Genomic DNA, 18904 nt, shown 5'->3' with positions numbered 1-18904 from the left:
CGTTTTCAGATGCACATTGCGAAAGAGAGCTTTGAATGAAACGCCTCATCCAACGCGGCCTTATGTTTGGCAATTTGATCCGGGTCGACAGCCCTGCGCTGATCGAGCGGTATAACCGTGCGCTCAAGGGGTTGGCGGGCAAGCAAACAAAGCTTAAAGAATTTCATATCGATGTCTCTGGTTTTTCGCCCGAGATTGGCGAGGAATTCAAAGACCCGCTCTACCTCAACCCCAATGGCTGCAACCGGCAGTTCATCATTCTGACGGTGGACCAGAAGAAGGCGCCGCTGTTGGGTGCCATGTTCTCGACCTCGCGCGGGATCTTGCGGCAGTTCATTGCGGATAACGAGGCGAAGCTCTTTGCCCTGACCGCCCATGACGCGGTGGCGGGCGAGTTGATGAACTCGGTCTACGACATCTCGGACCCCGCGCGTCTCTTTGACATCCGCAAGATCGTGATCGAGGCCGACACGACCCAAAGCCACGTCAAAAACGCCCGCGAGCTGGCCGAGAAGATCGACCATTTCCAGACCGCGCCGAACGCGTGGTATGATGACGATCTGATTGCTCAGATGATTGATCTGGCTCGCGAAACCGGGGACGTGACCAAGGTTCCGGTTGATCTGGGCGTGCAGGAATACGAGCAGGGGAACTTCTGGACCGCGCATTTCGGCGGGCTGTACATCTTCCGTGATGTGGAAAGCCCCTGCGTGGTGGTTTCGGGCGACAAGGACCGGATGGAGCGGTTCCCGCGTCTGCCGTTTATCGACACGACTGAACCCAACCGGATCGCCAGTTTTCTGCGCAAGAACGATTTGGTCGAACCGCTGGTGTCCTCGCGTGGCGAAGTTGGCGCGCGCATTCTGCGTCAGAAGATGGAGTTCATTTTGGTGGACGCCGCAACCTCGGCCGGGATGGAGCTAGGCGACATGTCCTCGCGCACGTTGCGACATGTGGCGCAACGCATGGGGCGGGATCTTCCGCAGGCTTTCCACGGGCTGGCAGCACTGGTGCGCTGGGCCGAGGCCGGCGGGCAGTGGCCCCGGATTGACAGCCGTCACCCGGCGTATTTCTATACTCTGCGCGCACGCCCTGACCACCCGGATCGCGATCTGATCAACCGGTTGCTGTCCGAATTGGCTCCGATGGATTTCCGCCAGCTGTTTATATGCCATAAAGAGCTTTTCTATGCTTCCTACGCCACATGGCCTGACGAAAAGCGCGAATTTGTGGCAGAATTCCTGCATCGTGACTATATGGCAAATAAGGCCGGTGCGCGGGATAAGCTGTTTGGTGGGCGCAAGGAAAGCCTTAAAGTGCCGCGCACATCGCGCAAGCGTACGCGCGAGCAGGTGATCGAAATGGTTGGCCCATGGGGCGCTGTTAAGGGGAGGGGTTAATGGTTGCTGCGTTACGACTGATCGTGTTTGGGTTCATTGGGCTAAGCATCGTGTATGTCTTGGTCAGCCTGTACTCCCGTTCGGTCCGGCTGGAAAAGCTGGAAGAGAAATGGCTGGAAGATCATCCCGACGGGAATGAAAGCGACCGCGAGGCATGGTTGCGCGAGGGGATGGCGGACTATCAGAAGAGCTTTCGCCCCAAGTTGATCTTGCTGGTCTATGTCGTGCCCGCTCTTCTGGTTCTGCTGTCGATTATTCTTATTAACTGAGGTTCAATATGCGCCGTTTCCGTATCATCATCCGCAGCCTGATCGCACTGATCCTGTTTGGCGTGCTGCATTACACGTTGCCGCAACATGACGTCGTCCGCGTTGTGAACACCTATCAAGAGCGGCAGGACCTTGGCGACTGGACTCGGATTTTCTGGTCGAAACCAGATGATCAGGCCAGCGGGCTGATCAACCGCGATGTTCAGTTCATCCAGACCGTTAAAAAGAAGACCTACCTTTTGGGTTTCATCCGCACTGATGCGGACGAAGTCATGGTGTATCGTAACGAAGATACCGGCTGGTCGTGGCCCTTCTATTTCAAATTCGACACCGCCAGCCTTCAGACCGAGGTCGACGACCTGCGCTCGACTGCGGAAGAGCCGAAATGGGCCGTGATCACCCATTACGGATGGCGGAACGAACTGATTTCGACCTTCCCAAATGCAGTGGCTATTCGACCCGTTGCGGGGCCGGACGTGACCATTATCCCTTGGTTCAACATCTTCTTCTTCCTGTTCGTTGCTATCGCACTGGGATTCGTACGGGCGCTTTGGCGTCAATTCCGCCAACGGTCCATTGACCCTGCATTGCAAGACGCAAGCGAGGCATGGGACGCCGTCGATGCCCGCGCTGATCAGGCCAAGGGCCGGTTCTCGCGTTGGCTGGGAAGCTGGCGCAGTAAGTAAGCGCTAGCTCGTCTCGTAAAAGGGGTGCCTGTTTTTGCGCAGGCGCCGCATCAAATTGCGCTGCGGTGCGTTGCCGGGCATGAAATGGGCAGGTGTGGGCGGTTTCGCGCCCTCGACCAGCTCGGGAAAAATCGCGCGGATCTCTTCAAGTGCCTCGGGCGTCATGCTGTGCTTAGTCTGTGTGCCCAGATACAGAGTTTCCGCGGGCATTCCGTTGGCATACACCACTTCATGAGTGTCACACAGAATGTGGCAATACGTAATCCATCCAAAACTGTCGTCCTGCCGGACACCGGATAGCACCGTAAGCTTGTTGGCCGAGATCAGTGCTTCGGGTGTGTCAAACATCCGTTTCGCAACTTTGGACCGGCACAACATGCGATGTTGGCGCGACACGCAAAGGTCCTGTTTTGGCAGGCCCTGACCCAAAGCACCCGCTTTGATCCGTATTGGGGCCAGCTTGTCGATCGCCGGAACGCTTCGAATGCCAACCCACCGTATGGTCTGGTCGCCGCTGTTAAGGGTGCAAACCTTATCCCCCGGAGACAGCTGTTCTACTGAAACCTCACCATCCGGTGTCAGAATTCCCGTGCCTTGCGCAAAGCACGTCACAAAGTTCCACGCTTGACGTGTTCCGGTCAGGCCCGAGTAAGTGCCGCCAATCAGGCTGTCCAAGGTGATCGACCGTAATGCACCGGATTCATACAATGCCTGATCCGCATTTGAAGAAAACTCGGGCGCTAGGTATGTATTGCCAGCCGTGTCCTGAAAGACGACAGCGGTCACGTTGGCTGTTGTGCCGTCGGTAAAGGTGATCGTAGCGTTGTAAGGGGCCACCGCATCGAAGGTTTGCGCAGGGCCGCCGTCGATCGAAAACTGGTCGTCCGAGTTGTTATTGTTGTTGTCGTAAGCCGTGTTGTTGCCGCCAGTGAACCCAGCGCCGGCCGACGATAACGATACGAAATTATCTAGCAACGGATCACCAAGCGCACCTACGGTCAAACCAACTAGGGCCGAAGCGTTCTCGATTGTGTCGCTGCCTTCCGTTGGGTCAATTAATGTTTGGACCCCAAGTGAAATTACATTGAATGTGGTCGGCATTGCCTACCTCAGTTTGCTCTATAAGTGTTCCCCAACAGCAACTGAATAAGTTGCTTAGAGCGCATCTATACATGATCAGTGCTAAATCAGTAGTGAATCTCGTAAGAAATAGAGAAATTTGGTAGAGAATAGATAACAATTGCGTGTTCCAGGCCGAATATCCAAAGGTCCGGCCTGAAATTATCTCATGCAGTGTAGTGATCCAATTACTCTCCGTAAGGTACCCACACTGTTTTCACCTCGGTTGCCTGACCCAGGAAGGATTTTCCTTCGCCATCGGTGCCCATCCAGTCGCGCGCATGGGCGTTGTTGACCCAGCTACGTTTCAGGTTTCCTGCGCTCTCCAACTCGACTGTGGCCGAGATATCTGCGCCGGAATGCGACCAGACGGCGTCGACGCCCAAGTGACCCGCCAATGGCGCGGCCAGCGTTGCGTGATCACCGGTGACGATGTTCACCACGCCGCCCGGAAGATCCGAGGTTTCGAGCACCTGATAGAAGTCCGTTGCCGCCAGCGGATAAGCTTGCGATGCGGCCAGGATCACGCGGTTGCCCATGGCGATTGCCGGGGCCATTAGCGATACCAGACCTAGAAGCGGTGCTTCGTCTGGGCAGAACCCGCCGATCACACCGACCGGTTCGTTCATCGCCAGCGCAACACCGCGCATCGGAACCGGCTTGGCGGCCCCGTCGAACTTGTCAGCCCAAGCCGCATAGGTGAACAGGCGCGAGATTGCGGCCTCGACTTCGGTCTTGCCGGACTTGCCGCCTGTCATGGCGTCGATCCGCGCGGCGAACTCGTCCGCACGGGCGGACAGGTTTTCGCCGATATAATACAAGATCTGCGCGCGCGCGTGGCCGGTGGTTTTTGCCCAGCCGCTGGCACCCGTCGCCGCTTCCACGGCGTTACGGATGTCTTTGCGGTTGGCAATGCCCACATGGCCCAGAAGCGTGCCGGACTTCGACCAGACCGCTTGGCTATAACCACCATCAGGCCGCGCCTGTTTGCCGCCGACATAGAATTTGGCGGTGCGGTCCAGCGCGTCCACTTTGGCGTCTTTCGGGGCGGCGATCGGAGCGATGGGCTTTACCGCCACGGCTTTACCGCGTGGCTTGGTATATGCCTGCAGCCCTTCCCATCCACCTTCGCGACCAAAGCCGCTTTCGCGGACGCCGCCGAAGCCAGCTGCCGCATCAAACATGTTGGTGCCGTTCACCCAAACAACGCCAGCCACCAGTTTCGGCGCGATATCCAGCGTCAGGTTCACATTCTCGGACCAGACCGAGGCTGCCAGCCCATAGCGGGTGTTGTTGGCGATCTCGACCGCCTCTGATGGCGTGCGGAAAGTGGTTGCGGCAAGAACCGGGCCGAAGATCTCTTCCTGCATTAGAGTTGAGGCCGAGGATAGCCCGGTGATCAGCGTGGGCGGATAGAAGCAGCCCTGATCCGGAAGTGGGCAGGGGGCTTGGTACAGCTCGCCTTCCGCGGCACCTGCGTTCACCATATCGGTGATGCGCTGATGCTGGATCGGGTCCACAACCGCGCCTACGTCGATGGATTTGTCCAACGGGTCGCCAATGCGCAGCTTGCCCATCCGAGCTTTCAGCTTGGTGTAGAAGCGATCCGCGATGCCTTCCTGCACAATCAGGCGCGAGCCTGCGCAGCAGACCTGTCCCTGATTAAACCAGATCGCGTCGACCAGACCTTCGACAGCTGAATCAAGATCGGCGTCGTCAAAGACGATATAGGGCGACTTACCCCCCAGTTCCAGCGTCAGAGACTTGCCTGATCCGGCGGTTGCGCGGCGGATGTGACGCCCAACATTGGTCGAGCCCGTGAAGGCAATCTTGTTGATGTCGTCATGCGTGACGATGGCTTCGCCCACCTGACCGTCGCCGGTCACTATGTTCACCACGCCTTTGGGCAGGCCAGCCTCGTCACAGATCTGAGCGAACAGAAGCGCAGTCAGCGAGGTATACTCCGCAGGTTTCAGCACCACGGTGTTCCCCATCGCGATCGCAGGCGCGATTTTCCACGCCAGCATCAGAAGCGGGAAGTTCCACGGGATGATCTGGCCACAGACGCCCAAAGCCTCGCGGTCGGGAAGTTCGGCATCTTGAAGCTGCGCCATACCAGCATGGTAATAGAAGTGGCGGGCCACCAGCGGGATGTCGATGTCGCGGCTTTCACGAATTGGCTTCCCGTTATCCATGCTTTCCAGCACCGCAAACAGGCGCGAATGCTTCTGCACCAGACGTGCCAGAGCATACAGGTATTTCGCGCGGGCATGGCCGGGCAGCGCGGCCCAGCCTTTCTGCGCCTTGCGGGCGGCAGCGACAGCAGCGTCCACATCATCAGCGCTGGCCTGCGTGACCTGCGCCAATACCTTGCCGGTTGCTGGGTTGCGGCTGTCAAACAGCGCACCCGGTGCGGTCATCGCACCATTGATATAAAGCCCAAACGCGCCATTGTGCGCGCTGATCCAATCCAACGCTTCTGTGGCGCTTTCCGGTGCAAGCCCGTAATCCATCGTCTCGAATATCTCTTTCACGGTCATGTCGTATTCCTCAACCCATCGGATGGCGGTAGGTGGCCGAGTAGTGGCCGGTCACGTGGTGTTCCAACTGGCGCTCGATATCGCCCAGAAGCGAGCTTGCGCCGAAGCGGAACAGGTGCGGGTTCAGCCAGTCATCGCCCAGCTCTTCCTTGATCAGCGACAGGTAAACCAGCGCGTCCTTGGCTTTCGAGATGCCACCAGCGGGCTTATAGCCTACCTTATATCCGGTGGCGTCGTAGTAATCGCGGATGGCACGGATCATCACAAGGCTGACGGGCAGGGTGGCATTGACGCTTTCCTTGCCGGTCGAGGTCTTGATGAAATCAGCACCCGCCATCATGCAAACAAGCGAGGCACGCGCGACATTGCGTAAGGAGCCCAGCTCTCCGGTCGCCAGAATGGCTTTGACATGGGCTTCGCCGCAAGCCTCGCGGAAGTCGCGCATCTCGTCATACAGGGCCTGCCAGTTGCCGGTCAGCACATGGCGGCGTGAGATAACGATGTCGATTTCCTCGGCACCGGCGCGCACGCTTTCACGGATTTCTTCGACCCGCAGGTGATAGGGGCTAAGGCCAGCCGGGAAACCTGTCGACACGGCGGCCACAGGCATCGATGCTCCAAGCGCCTTTAGCTGAGAGACGGCGGTCTCGATCATATCGTGATAGACGCAGACGGCACCTGTCGTGACCGGCTCCATACCTAAGGTGGCCATGATCTCGGGGCGAACGGGCTGAGCGGCTTTGGCGCACAGGCGACGTACGCGGCCCTCGGTGTCATCGCCCGAAAGGGTGGTCAGGTCGATCATGGTGATCGCCTTCAGAAGCCACGCGGCCTGATGCGCTTTCTTCACACTGCGTCGCCCGGACAGGGACGCACAGCGACGTTCAATGGCGGATGTGTTGGCTTGTACAGCCCGCACCCAGTTCATATCCAGGTCCATCCCTGGATTGCGTGGCAAGGCCAGCTGCGGCAGCTGGTCAGACGACGCTTTCATCCCCTCGTCCGAGGATACCTGCGGTTCGCTTTTCACGGATTTCACCCCTTGGGCATTTGATGTGTTCATAGTTTTACCAAATGGTCGCATGCGAAACGCCGAATGGCAATAATCACCGTTACGTCAGAGGTGGTGACGCAAACAACCGTTGAATTGACGATGTTGCCCGTCATAACGACGAAAAGATGTGGTAATAACGCCGAAAAAACGGGGAACATGGGTGGATGTCTTGTCGCGCCGTAAACGGTTGTTTCCAACTTAGTCTTGCGCTTAGGATGCTCCATCGACAGGAGAACAGGACCTGAGTCTTTCGTGGTTCCTGAACAAACAGAATCTACCTGTCCTACTGTAAAACTGACTAGGGAGAACTTTCATGAACATCTCGATCAAAGCTGCCCTGCTGGGTTCGGCCATTGCGTTAGCGGGCCCGGCCTTCGCAGACAAGATGCACCCGACCACAGGCGAAAAGCTGGCTGAAGACCAGACCTTCACCTATCGGGTTCTGGACGAACACACCTCGGTCGACCCGCAGATCGTAGAAGACGTTTCAGGTTCGGAGATCGTCCGCGACCTGTTCGAAGGTCTCTATAACCAAGACAAAGACGGCAACTTGGTGCCGGGCGTGGCCACTGGCTATTCCACCAACGACGACAAAACCGTCTATACGTTCACGCTGCGTGACAATGCTAAATGGTCCGACGGCAAGCCTGTGACCGCACAGGACTTTGTATATGCTTGGCAACGTCTGGCCGATCCGGCGACGGCTTCTGAGTATCAGTGGTATGTTGAGGTGATGAACCTTAAAAATGCTGGTCCAGTGATGGCAGGTGAAGCGCCTTTGTCTGATCTGGGGGTGAAAGCCATTGATGACCACACTCTGGAAGTGACGCTGGCAAGTTCGCTGCCTTACTTCGCAAAAACCACCACGCACGCGTCGACCTTCCCGGCACCTAAATGGGCCATTGACGAGCACGGCACGGACTGGATTAAACCTGAGAACATCGTTGTGAACGGCGCTTACACGCTGACAGAACATGTGGCAAACGAGCGCTCGGTGCGCGAACGTAACCCGATGTATTGGGACAATGAGAACACCATCATCGACAAAACCGTTGCCTTGGTGATCAACGACGAGAACGTCGCCTTGACCCGTTATCAGGCAGGCGAGCTGGACCGGACCGAGATCCCTGCTGGCCAATATCCGGCGCTGGAGCAGAGCCATCCAGAAGAAGCCGTTATCTTCCCGCGTTTGTGTTCGTATTACTATACGATCAACGTGTCGGACAGCGCGCCTGAGTTCCTGAAAGATGTACGTGTGCGTCAGGCGCTTTCTTATGCGATCGACCGCGATGTGATCACCGAGAAAGTTCTGCAGGCGGGCGAAATCCCGGCTTATACTTTCACTCCGGGCGCAACCGCTGGCTTCGAAGTGCCTGCTGTTGACTATGCTGGCTGGAGCCAAGATGAGCGTAACGCAAAAGCGGTCGAACTGATGGCCGAAGCTGGATATGGCGCGGACAACCCGATCGACCTGACTTTGCTGTACAACACTTCGGAAGCCCACAAGAAAATCGCCTTGGCGGTTAGCCAGATGTGGAAGCAGAACCTTGGTGTGAAGGTTACTCTCGAGAATCAGGAATGGAAAACCTATCTGACCACTCGCGGCGAGCAGAACTACGAGGTCGCGCGCGCTGGCTGGTGTGGCGACTATAACGAAGCGTCCACCTTCCTGGATCTGGTTCAGTCGGGATCGGGTTATAACGACGCCAAGTACGCGAACGAGATGGTCGATAGCCTGCTGGCAGACGCCAAGACGATGGACAATCCGCAGCCGAACTATTCGAAGGTTGAGGAAATCATCGCCGCCGATATGCCGATCATCCCGATCTACCACTACTCGGAAGACTATATGCTGAGCCCCGAGATCGTCGGCAGCTGGCCGGTGAACAATGTTGAACAGAACTGGTACTCGAAAGACCTGTATAAGGTCGCCAAGTAACCCGGATCCGTTCCGAAATAGGGGCACCGCGCATCGGCTGCGGTGCCCCATCCGCATCTGCGTATCAAATCCAAACCAAAGCGTATATTGTCAACTTCACCCATGGCGCGTATCCGTCGCCATCCGGAAGTCGCACAGACACTACACTGGATTTTGCGTTCGCACATCTCAGGGGTAAAGATGCTCAACTTCATCATACGCAGGATCGCCGTCGCGATCCCGACACTTATCATTCTTCTGATCGCTTCATTCTGGCTGATGCAGACCGCACCGGGCGGGCCGTTCACCTCAGAGCGTCCCCTGCCAGCGCAGGTCCTCGCCAATATCGAGGCGAAGTATGGGCTGGATCAGCCCGTATACAAGCAGCTATGGGACTATGTCGTGGGTATCTTGACCCAGTTCGATTTTGGTCCGAGTTATAAATACAAAGACCGGTCTGTGAATGACATCATCGCACAGGGTTTCCCGGTGACGCTGACCTATGGCGTGATTTCGTTCCTTGTGGCGATCATCGTTGGCGGCGCGCTGGGTATCTCGGCGGCGATCCGCCAGAATAGTTGGCTGGATTACTTCGCGGTCGGTGTGACTATCGGCGCGCAGGTGCTGCCGAACTTTGTCATGGCGCCGATCCTGATCCTTGTCTTCACGCTGTGGCTGGGCTGGCTGCCCGGTGGCGGCTGGAACGGCGGTCAATGGCAGCACATCATTATGCCAGTTATCGCGCTTTCGACCAGCTATATGGCCTCGATCGCGCGTCTGATGCGTTCGTCCATGCTGGAAGTCTTGCGCTCGAACTTCATTCGGACCGCACGTGCCAAAGGCCTGCCCGAACGCACGATCATCTGGCGTCACGCGCTGAAGCCTTCGCTTCTGCCCGTCGTATCCTATCTGGGCCCGGCCTTTGTCGGAATGGTCACTGGATCGTTCATCATTGATGCGATCTTTGGCACCGGAGGCATTGGCTATTTCTATGTGAATGCTGCCTTCAACCGCGACTATGCGGTGATGATGGGCCTGACAATCCTTCTGGGATCCATGACGATCCTGTTCAATATGGTGGTTGATATCCTCTATGCGTGGATCGACCCCAAGATCCGTCTGTGAGGGGCAAGATCATGACAGATAAACTTGCTCAACCCTTCCAGCAGCCCAAAACCGCCGATGCTGCCGAACGCATGGTCGAGAACGTCCAAGGGCGTTCGCTTTGGGCCGATGCGCGTCGTCGTTTTATCGGAAACAAAGCGGCTATGGTTTCGGTCGTCTTGTTGACACTGATCGTGCTGTTCTCGATTTTCGGGCAGAGTATCAGCGAATATGACATCGAGACGATCGACTGGGATATCCTTGGCAACGTTGCCAATGCTGGCCAGCCGTCGCTGTCGAATGGCCATTTCTTTGGCTTCGACGAAAATGGCCGTGACCTGTATAACCGCGTCGTTCAAGGGTCGCGGATCTCGCTGGCGGTGGGCGTCATTGGCGCGCTTGTCGCGGTGGTCGTCGGAACGATCTATGGTGCAACTGCGGGCTATCTTGGTGGTCGCGTGGATAGCATCATGATGCGTCTGGTCGATATCTTCATGTCGATCCCGTATATGTTCGTGCTGATCCTGCTGCTTGTCGTTGCGGGCCGTTCGATCACCATGATCTTTGTCGGCATCGGCCTGACCGCATGGTTGGATATGAGCCGCATCGTACGTGGCCAGACCCTGTCCCTGAAAAACCGCGAGTTCGTGGAAGCCGCAGTCGCAACCGGCGTTCCTACATGGCGCATCATTCTGCGCCACATCGTTCCGAACTTGCTGGGCGTTGTGGTGGTTTACGCGACGCTTCTGGTGCCGCAGATGATCCTGACGGAAAGCTTCATTTCGTTCCTGGGCCTTGGTGTGCAAGAACCCTTCACAAGCTGGGGCGCGCTTCTGTCCGAAGGCACGAAGACCATGAACTATGGGATGCTGTGGCAATTGGCCTTCCCGCTGTTTTTCTTCGTCGTCACCATCTTCTGTTTCTTCTTCATCGGGGATGGTCTGCGCGACGCCCTTGACCCAAAGGACCGCTGACATGGCGCTGCTTTCAATTCGTGATCTCAATGTGAACTTTCAATCCATGGACGGCACGGTCGAGGCGGTGAAGTCTATATCGCTGGATATCGAGCCGGGCAAATGTCTGGGGGTTGTGGGCGAATCCGGCTCTGGCAAAAGCCAGACCTTCATGGCGGCGATGGGGCTTTTGGCCCCGAACGCACGCACCTCGGGGTCGGTGATGCTTGAAGGGCAAGAGATTCTGGGCCGCTCGCAAAATGAGCTGAACCAGATCCGTGGCCGTGACATGTCCATGATCTTTCAGGATCCGCTGACTGCCCTGACGCCGCATATGAAAATCGGCATCCAGATGGAGGAAATGCTCAACCTGCATTCCAACATTCGTGGAGCAGAGGCCAAGAAGCTGTGTCTAGACTGGATGAACCGTGTCCACATTCCCGAAGCCCGCGCCCGTCTGGGTCAGTACCCACACGAGCTGTCGGGTGGGATGCGTCAGCGTGTCATGATCGCTATGGCTATGCTGAACCAACCCAAACTGCTGATCGCAGACGAGCCGACGACCGCGCTGGACGTGACCGTGCAGGCGGAAATTCTGGACCTGATGCATACGCTGAAGACCGAGGAGAACACCGCGATTGCACTGATCACCCATGACATGGGCGTCGTGGCCCGTATGTGTGACGATGTGCAGGTCATGCGGCACGGTCAGTTTGTCGAAGGCGGTACAACCGATCAGATCTTCTCGAACCCGCAAGAGGCTTATACGCAAGAGCTTCTGTCGGCGATGCCGCGCATCGACGGCGACGACGTGCGCCCGGATATCTCGCCCGATGCGGGGACCGTTCTGGATGTGACGGATGTCGAGGTCACGTTCGACGTGAAAAAGCCCGGCGGCCTGATCCCCAGAACCTTGCCGCTGCGTGCCGTGCGTGGCGTGTCTTTCGATCTGGCCGAGGGTGAAACGCTGGGTATCGTGGGTGAATCCGGTTGTGGCAAATCCACACTGGCCCGCGCTGTGTTGCAGTTGATCGATCCAACGCAAGGCTCGGTCGCTTGGTTGGGGCGCGATCTGGTGGGGCTGTCCAAAAGTTCACTGAAGCCGCATCGCAAGGATTTGCAGATCGTGTTTCAGGATCCGTTGGCCAGCCTTGATCCGCGCATGACCATTTCGGCCTCGATTGAAGAGCCGCTGAAAGAGTTTCAGCCCGGCCTGACACGAACCCAGCGGCTTGAGGTTGTTGCGGATATGATGGAGCGTGTGGGTCTTTCGGCCAACATGATCAACCGCTACCCGCACGAACTGTCCGGTGGTCAGAACCAGCGTGTCGGTATTGCGCGCGCCATGATCAACAAGCCGCGCCTGATCATCTGTGACGAGGCTGTATCCGCGTTGGATGTATCCATTCAGGCGCAGATCCTGACGCTGTTGAAGGATCTTCAGGCTGAATTCGGCATGTCCATGCTGTTCATCAGCCATGACCTGTCGGTGGTGCGCTCGATCTCGAACCGCATCATGGTGCTGTATCTGGGGCGGGTGGTCGAAATGGCCTCGCGCGATCAGATCTTTGATGATCCTAAGCACCCGTACACGATGTCGCTGATTTCGGCGGTGCCGGTGCCTGACCCCAAGGTCGAGGCCTCGCGCCAGCGTATCCGTCTGCCGGGCGAATTGCCTTCGCCGATGGACCCAGGCGCGATGTGGCGTTTCCTGCCCAGCCGCAAGCCTGAAGAGGGCTCGGTCGAGATGCCGGGTATGACACAAGTGGCCCCCGGTCATGTCGTTCAGGAGCACGACTCGATCGAGGACATCCATCGCCTGACCCCTCAGGCGTAAGATTGTCGGGCGGCGCGGGTGACTGCGCCGCCTTTACTTTCCTTACCTGACCGACGTCGGGAACCCGATTTCGTCCAAAGCATCGATCACGGCGGCGGGCTCCAGCCCGTCCAGCTGCACCTCGCGGGCATCCATGTCGAAGCTAAACGTGACCTCGCCCAACCGTTCCAGTGCATCGGTGATCGCGGCTTTGCAGTGGCCGCAGCTCATATCGGGGATGTGGAAAGTGGTCATGGACGGTCCTTTAGGTTTTGATTTTCCTTGCATAGCGCGGATCACGGATGGGTCAATGCGACAAAGATGATGTGACCTCTTGACCTTCCAGTAACTAGAACCCTTATCTGTCAGGCGAACCTTCGGAGAATCCCATGGCCGCCCTGAAATCCCTGTCGCTTGAGTTGGAAAACCTGTCCTGTGCATCCTGTGTCGGGCGGGCTGAACGTGCCTTGGCAGCCGTCGACGGGGTCGATGCCGCGCCTGTCAATCTTGCCACGGAAACTGCGCGGGTTTCCTTTGCTGCGCCCGCGACAACCGAAGTTCTTTCAAACGCCCTTGATCGCGCCGGCTATCCCGCACGGCGGGACACGGTGGTTTTGGATGTGCGGTCCATGTCATGCGCTGCCTGCGTGGGTCGGGTCGAGCGGATGCTGAAAGCCACGCCGGGCGTTTTGGACGCGCGGGTCAATCTTGCCTCGGAACGAGCGTTTGTGACCTTCCTGACCGGATCGGTCACGCCTGATCTGCTGTCTGCCAAGATCTCCAAGGCAGGGTTTCCGGCCGCGCCGCGCACTGACGGCAGTTCTGCCGGGCCGCGCGATAAAGCGGACGAGGCACGCGCGTTGAAGCGCAAAGCGTTGCTGGCCGCAGCCCTGACCTTGCCAGTCTTCGTGGTCGAGATGGGCGGGCACCTCTTTCCGCCATTCCACCATTGGGTCATGCACAATATTGGGCAGGGGGTGTCGCATTGGCTTCAATTGATCCTGACGACGATTGTCTTGTTCGGCCCGGGTCGCCTGTTCTTTGCCAAGGGCATTCCGGCCCTTCTTCGTGGCGCACCCGAGATGAACGCGCTGGTCGCGTTGGGGGCTTCCGCCGCTTATCTCTATTCGGTTGTGTCGGTCCTTACCCCGGGCATTCTGCCCCCGGGCACCGTGAACGTGTATTTCGAAGCCGCCGCAGTCATTGTCAGCCTTATCCTTCTGGGACGCTGGATGGAGGCCCGTGCCAAAGGACGCACCGGCGAAGCCATCCGCGCGCTGGTCGAGCTTGCGCCGGATGAGGCCATCGTCGATGTCGACGGCCAGCAAATGAACCGCCCCGTTGCGCAGGTCATTACGGGCGAGGTCATCGTGATCCGCCCGGGAGAACGCGTGCCCTTGGATGCCGAGGTTATCGAGGGTGAAAGCCTTGTCGATGAAAGCATGATCACCGGCGAACCGATCCCAGTCGCGAAAGCCAAGGGCAGTCCGATCACGGGTGGCACGGTGAACGGCACAGGCGCCCTGAAGGCACGGGTGACCGCGGTTGGCCCGGACACGATGCTGGCCCAGATCGTGCGGATGGTCGAAGACGCGCAGGGAGCGCGCCTGCCTATTCAGGCGCTGGTAGACAAGATAACGGCTGTATTCGTACCGGTTGTGATGGCTGTGGCTGCACTGACTGTCGCTGTGTGGCTGCTGGTTGGCCCCGATCCGGCATTGGGTCTTGCGCTGGTCGCGGGCGTCTCTGTCCTGATCATTGCCTGCCCCTGTGCGATGGGTCTGGCCACGCCGACCTCGATTATGGTGGGGACTGGACGGGCCGCTCAGCTGGGTGTGCTTTTCCGGCGCGGGGATGCGCTTCAGGCGCTGCAATCGGTGGACGTGGTGGCGTTCGACAAGACTGGCACGTTGACCGAAGGGCGGCCCAAGCTGGTGGCGTTTGAGGTGACGGAGCGGCAGGCTGCAGACACGCTTTTATCGTTGATCGCTGGCGCTGAAGCACAAAGCGAGCACCCGCTTGCGCAAGCCATCTTGTCTGGTGCAACGGGCCGTGGGCTGATCCCAGCAAAGGTCAGCAATGTCCAAACCGAAACGGGCTTTGGCCTGTCCGCCGACGCCGAAGGCACGCGTCTGTTGATTGGATCACAACAATATATGGCACGCGAGGGGGTGGCGTTGACGGATCTTGTCGACCGGGCCGATCCCATGCGCGCGGACGGTCAGACCGTATTTTTCGCAGCCCATGATGGGCAGCTTGCCGCTCTGATTGGTGTCGCGGATCCGGTAAAACCCGATACGCTTGAAGCGCTTGACGCATTGCGTGACGCGGGAAAAGAGCTGGCTATGATCACAGGCGACGATCCGACCACCGCAGCAGCGATCGCAGGCCAGCTGCATTTGGACCGCGTTGTGGCGGGCGTCATCCCCGGTGAAAAGCTGGACACGATCGCCCAGATGCAGGGCCAAGGTCTGAAAGTTGCCTTCGTCGGCGACGGCATCAACGACGCCCCCGCTTTGGCTCAAGCGGATGTGGGGATTGCCATCGGCACCGGTACGGATGTGGCCATCGAGGCGGCGGATGTGGTTCTGTCCTCGGGCGCATTGTCTGGCGTGGTCAACGCACTTCAGGTCAGCCGCCGCACAATGACCAATATCCGCCAGAACCTGTTCTGGGCGTTTGGCTATAACGTCGCCTTGGTGCCCGTCGCTGCCGGTGTGCTTTATCCCATCTGGGGTGTGCTATTATCACCAATGCTGGGGGCAGGGGCCATGGCTGCGTCTTCGGTCCTGGTGCTGACCAATGCCCTGCGTCTGCGGTTTATCAAGCCCACACTGAAGGAGGCCACATGAACATCTCGGACGCCGCCAAACACACTGGCCTGCCTGCAAAAACCATTCGCTATTACGAAGAGATCGGGCTGGTCACGCCGCCACGTGACACCAACGGCTATCGCGTTTTCGGCGAGACCGAGTTGCACAAACTGACCTTTCTGGCACGCGCCCGTGCGTTGGGCTTTGCGGTCAAAGATTGCCGCACGCTTCTGGCTTTGTACGAAGATCAATCCCGCGCCAGTGCTGATGTAAAACGCATCGCACGCACTCATCTGAACGAAATCGAGGCGAAAATCGCTGATCTGATTGCCATGCGCGATACGCTGTCACATCTTGTACAGGCCTGTGCAGGCGATGACCGCCCCGATTGCCCGATCCTTAAAGGCATTGAAACCACGTCATCGGTAAAAGCTTGAGGCAAATCAAAGACGCCGCAGTCTTGTTGGCGTTTACCCGAACCCATGTTCCGGGCGCGTGTATCGCGCCGCCTTTCAAGGATCTATCCGATGGACAAAAGCCCGCTGACCCCACTGTTTGATCCGTCCTCGGTTGCCGTGTTCGGTGCCAGCCCGACCGGCAACTCGGTCGGCGCGATGGCGTGGCGTAACCTGATCGCAGGCAGTTTCGACGGCCCGCTCTATCCCATTAACCCCAAGCACAAGAGCATCGGGGACACCCCCTGCCACGCGCGCATCTCGGATGTGAGCGACGAGGTAGACTTGGCAGTGATTGCCACACCTGCGCGAACCGTTCCCGGCATCATGCGCGATTGCGCCGAGGCCGGCGTGAAATCCGCCATCATCCTGTCGGCGGGTTTCGGCGAAGGTGATGGGCGGGGCAAGGATTACGAGACGCAGGTCGCCGCGGCGGCGCGCAAGGGCGACATCCGCTTCATGGGGCCGAATTGCGTTGGTCTGGTGCGTCCATGGCTTGGGTTGGATGCAAGTTTTCTGCGCGCAGACCCGCCCAAGGGACGGCTGGCATTTGTGTCGCAATCCGGGGCGCTGGTCTCGGCGATTGCGGATTGGGCTGGGCCGCACCATTCGGGCTTCTCGGCGATGGTCAGCTTGGGGAATTCTACTGATATCGACTTTGGCGATGTGCTGGATTTTCTGGCGATGGACCCGCGCACCGATGCTATCTTGCTGTATATCGAGGGCATAAAGGACGCTCAGAATTTCATGTCGGCCCTGCGCCGTGCCGCGCGTTTGAAACCGGTGATCGTGCTGAAATCGGGGCGCCATGCGACCAGCTCGCAAGCGGCGCATACGCATACGGGTGCGTTGATCGGATCGGATGATGTGTTCGACGCAGCGCTTGAACGTGCCGGGGCGGTGCGGGTTGGCACATTGGGCCAGCTTTTCGCAGCGGCCGAAGTGCTGGCGAATACGCGAAAAGTTGGCGGTAATCGTTTGTGCATCATCACCAATGGTGGTGGTGCGGGTGTGCTGGGGGCGGATCGGGCGGGCGATCTGGGAATTGATTTGCCGCCACTTTCAGACGCGACCAAAGCCGCATTGGACAAGGTTCTGCCCGCATATTGGAGCCACGCCAACCCCGTCGATATTTTGGGCGATGCCGACGCGGCGACCTATTCGGCTGCCGTGAAAGCAGCGCTTTCGGATCCCGACAATGACGGCATTCTGGTGTTGCTAACGCCGCAAGCCATGACTGATCCCGTGGCCACGGCGCAGGCCGTTGTGGATGCACTGCCCCAGCGGCGGAAGAAACCCGTCATGGCGTGCTGGCTGGGTGAGCCGTCCGTGGCCGAGGCCCGTACGATCCTATCCAAGGCGGGTGTGCCGGACTTCCAAACACCTGAACGTGCGGTCGAGGGGTTCAGCTATCTGGTGCAACACCGACGTAACCGCAAACTTGCGCTGGAAGTCCCCCGCGCCCGTGCATTCGAGAAGGGGTTGGACCTGGACGGTGCGCGGTTGATCATTGCATCTGCCCTGTCAGAAGGGCGCAAAATGCTGTCTGACACGGAAAGCAAAGCGTTGCTGAAAGCGTTCAACATCCCCGTGAACATGACGATCGAGGCGACGACGCCCTCGCAGGCTTTGGTCGCTGCCGAAACCGTTGGCTATCCGGTCGCGATGAAAATTTCCTCGCCCGACATCACGCATAAAACCAATGTGGGTGGGGTGCGTGTGAACGTGGCGCATGCGACGTCGGTTTCTCGGGTGTTTCACGAGTTGGTCAAATCTGCCAAGACCGCTAGGCCCGACGCGCAGATCAGTGGAGTCACAGTCGAGCCGATGGCCGGTTTGAAAGACCCGCGCGAGCTGGTGATCGGCGCCAGTCGCGACCCGGTATTCGGCCCCACTGTTCTGTTTGGTGCTGGCGGCACTATGGTTGAGGTCATGAAGGACAGCGCGGTCGCGTTACCACCCCTGAACGCGGTTCTGTCCGAACGGCTGATTAACAAAACGCGCGTCTCAAAAGCGCTTGAGAGCTTCCGCGATTCCGATGCTGTCGACCGCGATGCGCTGGTCGACGTGCTGAAACGCGTGTCTATCATAGTCAGCGAACTGCCCGAGATCACAGAGCTGGACATCAATCCGTTGTTTGTCAGCCCGGATGGTGTTCTGGCAGTGGATGCGCGTATTTCGATCCAGCGGGCACCTGCCAAAGACGGTCCCTATGACCATATGGCCATCCACCCCTATCCGCGCCATCTGGCACGCGAGGCATATCTGTCGGACGGCACGCTGCTTGTAATCCGACCGGTTCGACCAGAAGACGCCGAGTATCTGCAATCCTTCATGCGTGATTTGTCACCGGAGGCCAAGCAGATGCGCTTCATGGGGTCGGTGAACGAACTGAGCCCCGAAATGCTGGCCCAGTTTTCCGCCATCGATTATCGCCGCGAAATGGCCTTGTGTGCCATGGCTGAAATTGATGGAAAGGACGTGTTGGTTGGAGTGGCACGCTATGTGATCAACCCGGATCAGAAAAGCTGTGAATTTGCAGTCGTCGTATCGGACCGGATCCAGCATCAGGGGTTGGGGACACGTCTGATGAAGGGATTGTTCAGCGCGGCGCAGGATCACGGATTGGACGTGATTGAAGGGACGGTTCTGAAGAAGAACGACCCGATGTTACGCCTGATGAAAGAGCTGGGCTTTACCCAGCGGCCAGACCCCGATGATCGCGATGTGGTCATCGTCGAACGCTGGCTTTGAGAAGGAATTGGGGGGAGAGAGCA

The 18904-nt window shown here is 58.3% G+C and carries 14 protein-coding genes; 10 read left to right on the top strand and 4 right to left on the bottom strand.

Going from position 1 to position 18904, the window contains the following annotated elements; genetic code table 11:
• Nucleotides 1-35: 35 nt before the first annotated feature.
• Genes FIL88_RS10345 through FIL88_RS10335 form a run of 3 tightly spaced genes read left to right on the top strand, consistent with a single transcriptional unit; the run spans nucleotide 36 to nucleotide 2355 of the window.
• Complete coding sequence (locus FIL88_RS10345; RefSeq protein WP_142853775.1) at nucleotides 36-1400, top strand: DUF6638 family protein; 1365 nt, start codon at nucleotides 36-38, stop codon at nucleotides 1398-1400.
• Nucleotides 1400-1669 carry a hypothetical protein gene (locus FIL88_RS10340; RefSeq protein ID WP_142853774.1) on the top strand — a complete coding sequence of 90 codons (270 nt, stop codon included), beginning with the start codon at nucleotides 1400-1402 and terminating at the stop codon, nucleotides 1667-1669. The genes FIL88_RS10345 and FIL88_RS10340 overlap by 1 nt, the downstream gene beginning before the upstream one ends.
• Nucleotides 1670-1677: 8 nt before the next feature.
• Nucleotides 1678-2355, top strand: a complete 678-nt coding sequence (locus FIL88_RS10335) for a DUF1523 family protein (RefSeq protein WP_142853772.1) — start codon at nucleotides 1678-1680, stop codon at nucleotides 2353-2355.
• Nucleotides 2356-2358: 3 nt separating this feature from the next.
• Here the strand turns inward: FIL88_RS10335 and FIL88_RS10330 are convergent, their stop codons facing one another.
• The 3 genes from FIL88_RS10330 to deoC all read right to left on the bottom strand — a co-directional run bounded on the left by FIL88_RS10330 (nucleotide 2359) and on the right by deoC (nucleotide 7008).
• Nucleotides 2359-3456, bottom strand: a complete 1098-nt coding sequence (locus FIL88_RS10330) for a Hint domain-containing protein (protein WP_142853771.1) — start codon at nucleotides 3454-3456, stop codon at nucleotides 2359-2361.
• 206 nt (nucleotides 3457-3662) lie between these two features.
• Entirely contained in the window at nucleotides 3663-6014 is a 2352-nt protein-coding gene (locus tag FIL88_RS10325; protein ID WP_142853770.1) for an aldehyde dehydrogenase family protein, read from the bottom strand.
• A gap of 10 nt (nucleotides 6015-6024) precedes the next feature.
• A complete protein-coding gene (gene deoC / locus FIL88_RS10320; RefSeq protein ID WP_142853825.1) occupies nucleotides 6025-7008 on the bottom strand; it encodes a deoxyribose-phosphate aldolase in 984 nt (327 codons plus the stop codon).
• 373 nt (nucleotides 7009-7381) lie between these two features.
• Here deoC and FIL88_RS10315 point away from each other — a divergent pair, with 373 nt between their 5' ends.
• From FIL88_RS10315 to FIL88_RS10300, 4 genes are all read left to right on the top strand, one after another.
• Complete coding sequence (locus FIL88_RS10315) at nucleotides 7382-9007, top strand: peptide ABC transporter substrate-binding protein (RefSeq protein ID WP_142853768.1); 1626 nt, start codon at nucleotides 7382-7384, stop codon at nucleotides 9005-9007.
• A gap of 180 nt (nucleotides 9008-9187) precedes the next feature.
• Complete coding sequence (gene oppB / locus FIL88_RS10310) at nucleotides 9188-10111, top strand: oligopeptide ABC transporter permease OppB (protein ID WP_142853767.1); 924 nt, start codon at nucleotides 9188-9190, stop codon at nucleotides 10109-10111.
• A gap of 71 nt (nucleotides 10112-10182) precedes the next feature.
• Entirely contained in the window at nucleotides 10183-11064 is an 882-nt protein-coding gene (locus FIL88_RS10305; RefSeq protein WP_246066688.1) for an ABC transporter permease subunit, read from the top strand.
• Nucleotide 11065: 1 nt separating this feature from the next.
• Nucleotides 11066-12880 carry an ABC transporter ATP-binding protein gene (locus FIL88_RS10300; protein WP_142853765.1) on the top strand — a complete coding sequence of 605 codons (1815 nt, stop codon included), beginning with the start codon at nucleotides 11066-11068 and terminating at the stop codon, nucleotides 12878-12880.
• Between the two features lie 42 nt (nucleotides 12881-12922).
• Here the strand turns inward: FIL88_RS10300 and FIL88_RS10295 are convergent, their stop codons facing one another.
• On the bottom strand, nucleotides 12923-13114 hold the full coding sequence (locus FIL88_RS10295) for a heavy-metal-associated domain-containing protein (protein ID WP_142853764.1): 192 nt from the start codon (nucleotides 13112-13114) through the stop codon (nucleotides 12923-12925).
• A 134-nt stretch (nucleotides 13115-13248) separates the two neighbouring features.
• On the opposite strand from FIL88_RS10295, the gene FIL88_RS10290 reads away from it, so the two are divergent.
• The 3 genes from FIL88_RS10290 to FIL88_RS10280 all read left to right on the top strand — a co-directional run bounded on the left by FIL88_RS10290 (nucleotide 13249) and on the right by FIL88_RS10280 (nucleotide 18881).
• Nucleotides 13249-15711, top strand: a complete 2463-nt coding sequence (locus FIL88_RS10290; RefSeq protein WP_142853763.1) for a heavy metal translocating P-type ATPase — start codon at nucleotides 13249-13251, stop codon at nucleotides 15709-15711.
• On the top strand, nucleotides 15708-16109 hold the full coding sequence (gene cueR / locus FIL88_RS10285; protein ID WP_142853762.1) for a Cu(I)-responsive transcriptional regulator: 402 nt from the start codon (nucleotides 15708-15710) through the stop codon (nucleotides 16107-16109). The genes FIL88_RS10290 and cueR overlap by 4 nt, the downstream gene beginning before the upstream one ends.
• Nucleotides 16110-16199: 90 nt before the next feature.
• A complete protein-coding gene (locus FIL88_RS10280) occupies nucleotides 16200-18881 on the top strand; it encodes a bifunctional acetate--CoA ligase family protein/GNAT family N-acetyltransferase (protein ID WP_142853761.1) in 2682 nt (893 codons plus the stop codon).
• Nucleotides 18882-18904: the final 23 nt, after the last annotated feature.

The sequence above is a fragment of the Aliiroseovarius halocynthiae genome, from assembly GCF_007004645.1.
Classification (GTDB): Bacteria; Pseudomonadota; Alphaproteobacteria; order Rhodobacterales; family Rhodobacteraceae; genus Aliiroseovarius; species Aliiroseovarius halocynthiae.
The sequence above is the reverse complement of the archived record's forward strand: the minus strand, read 5'-3'. Positions and strand labels throughout refer to the sequence as shown.

Bases quoted from the DNA above. Each gene is read 5' to 3' on its own strand.
- FIL88_RS10345 (WP_142853775.1), top strand. From the start codon at position 36: ATGAAACGCCTCATCCAACGCGGCCTTATGTTTGGCAATTTGATCCGG.
- FIL88_RS10340 (WP_142853774.1), top strand. From the start codon at position 1,400: ATGGTTGCTGCGTTACGACTGATCGTGTTTGGGTTCATTGGGCTAAGC.
- FIL88_RS10335 (WP_142853772.1), top strand. From the start codon at position 1,678: ATGCGCCGTTTCCGTATCATCATCCGCAGCCTGATCGCACTGATCCTG.
- FIL88_RS10330 (WP_142853771.1), bottom strand. From the start codon at position 3,456: ATGCCGACCACATTCAATGTAATTTCACTTGGGGTCCAAACATTAATT.
- FIL88_RS10325 (WP_142853770.1), bottom strand. From the start codon at position 6,014: ATGACCGTGAAAGAGATATTCGAGACGATGGATTACGGGCTTGCACCG.
- deoC (WP_142853825.1), bottom strand. From the start codon at position 7,008: ATGAAAGCGTCGTCTGACCAGCTGCCGCAGCTGGCCTTGCCACGCAAT.
- FIL88_RS10315 (WP_142853768.1), top strand. From the start codon at position 7,382: ATGAACATCTCGATCAAAGCTGCCCTGCTGGGTTCGGCCATTGCGTTA.
- oppB (WP_142853767.1), top strand. From the start codon at position 9,188: ATGCTCAACTTCATCATACGCAGGATCGCCGTCGCGATCCCGACACTT.
- FIL88_RS10305 (WP_246066688.1), top strand. From the start codon at position 10,183: ATGGTCGAGAACGTCCAAGGGCGTTCGCTTTGGGCCGATGCGCGTCGT.
- FIL88_RS10300 (WP_142853765.1), top strand. From the start codon at position 11,066: ATGGCGCTGCTTTCAATTCGTGATCTCAATGTGAACTTTCAATCCATG.
- FIL88_RS10295 (WP_142853764.1), bottom strand. From the start codon at position 13,114: ATGACCACTTTCCACATCCCCGATATGAGCTGCGGCCACTGCAAAGCC.
- FIL88_RS10290 (WP_142853763.1), top strand. From the start codon at position 13,249: ATGGCCGCCCTGAAATCCCTGTCGCTTGAGTTGGAAAACCTGTCCTGT.
- cueR (WP_142853762.1), top strand. From the start codon at position 15,708: ATGAACATCTCGGACGCCGCCAAACACACTGGCCTGCCTGCAAAAACC.
- FIL88_RS10280 (WP_142853761.1), top strand. From the start codon at position 16,200: ATGGACAAAAGCCCGCTGACCCCACTGTTTGATCCGTCCTCGGTTGCC.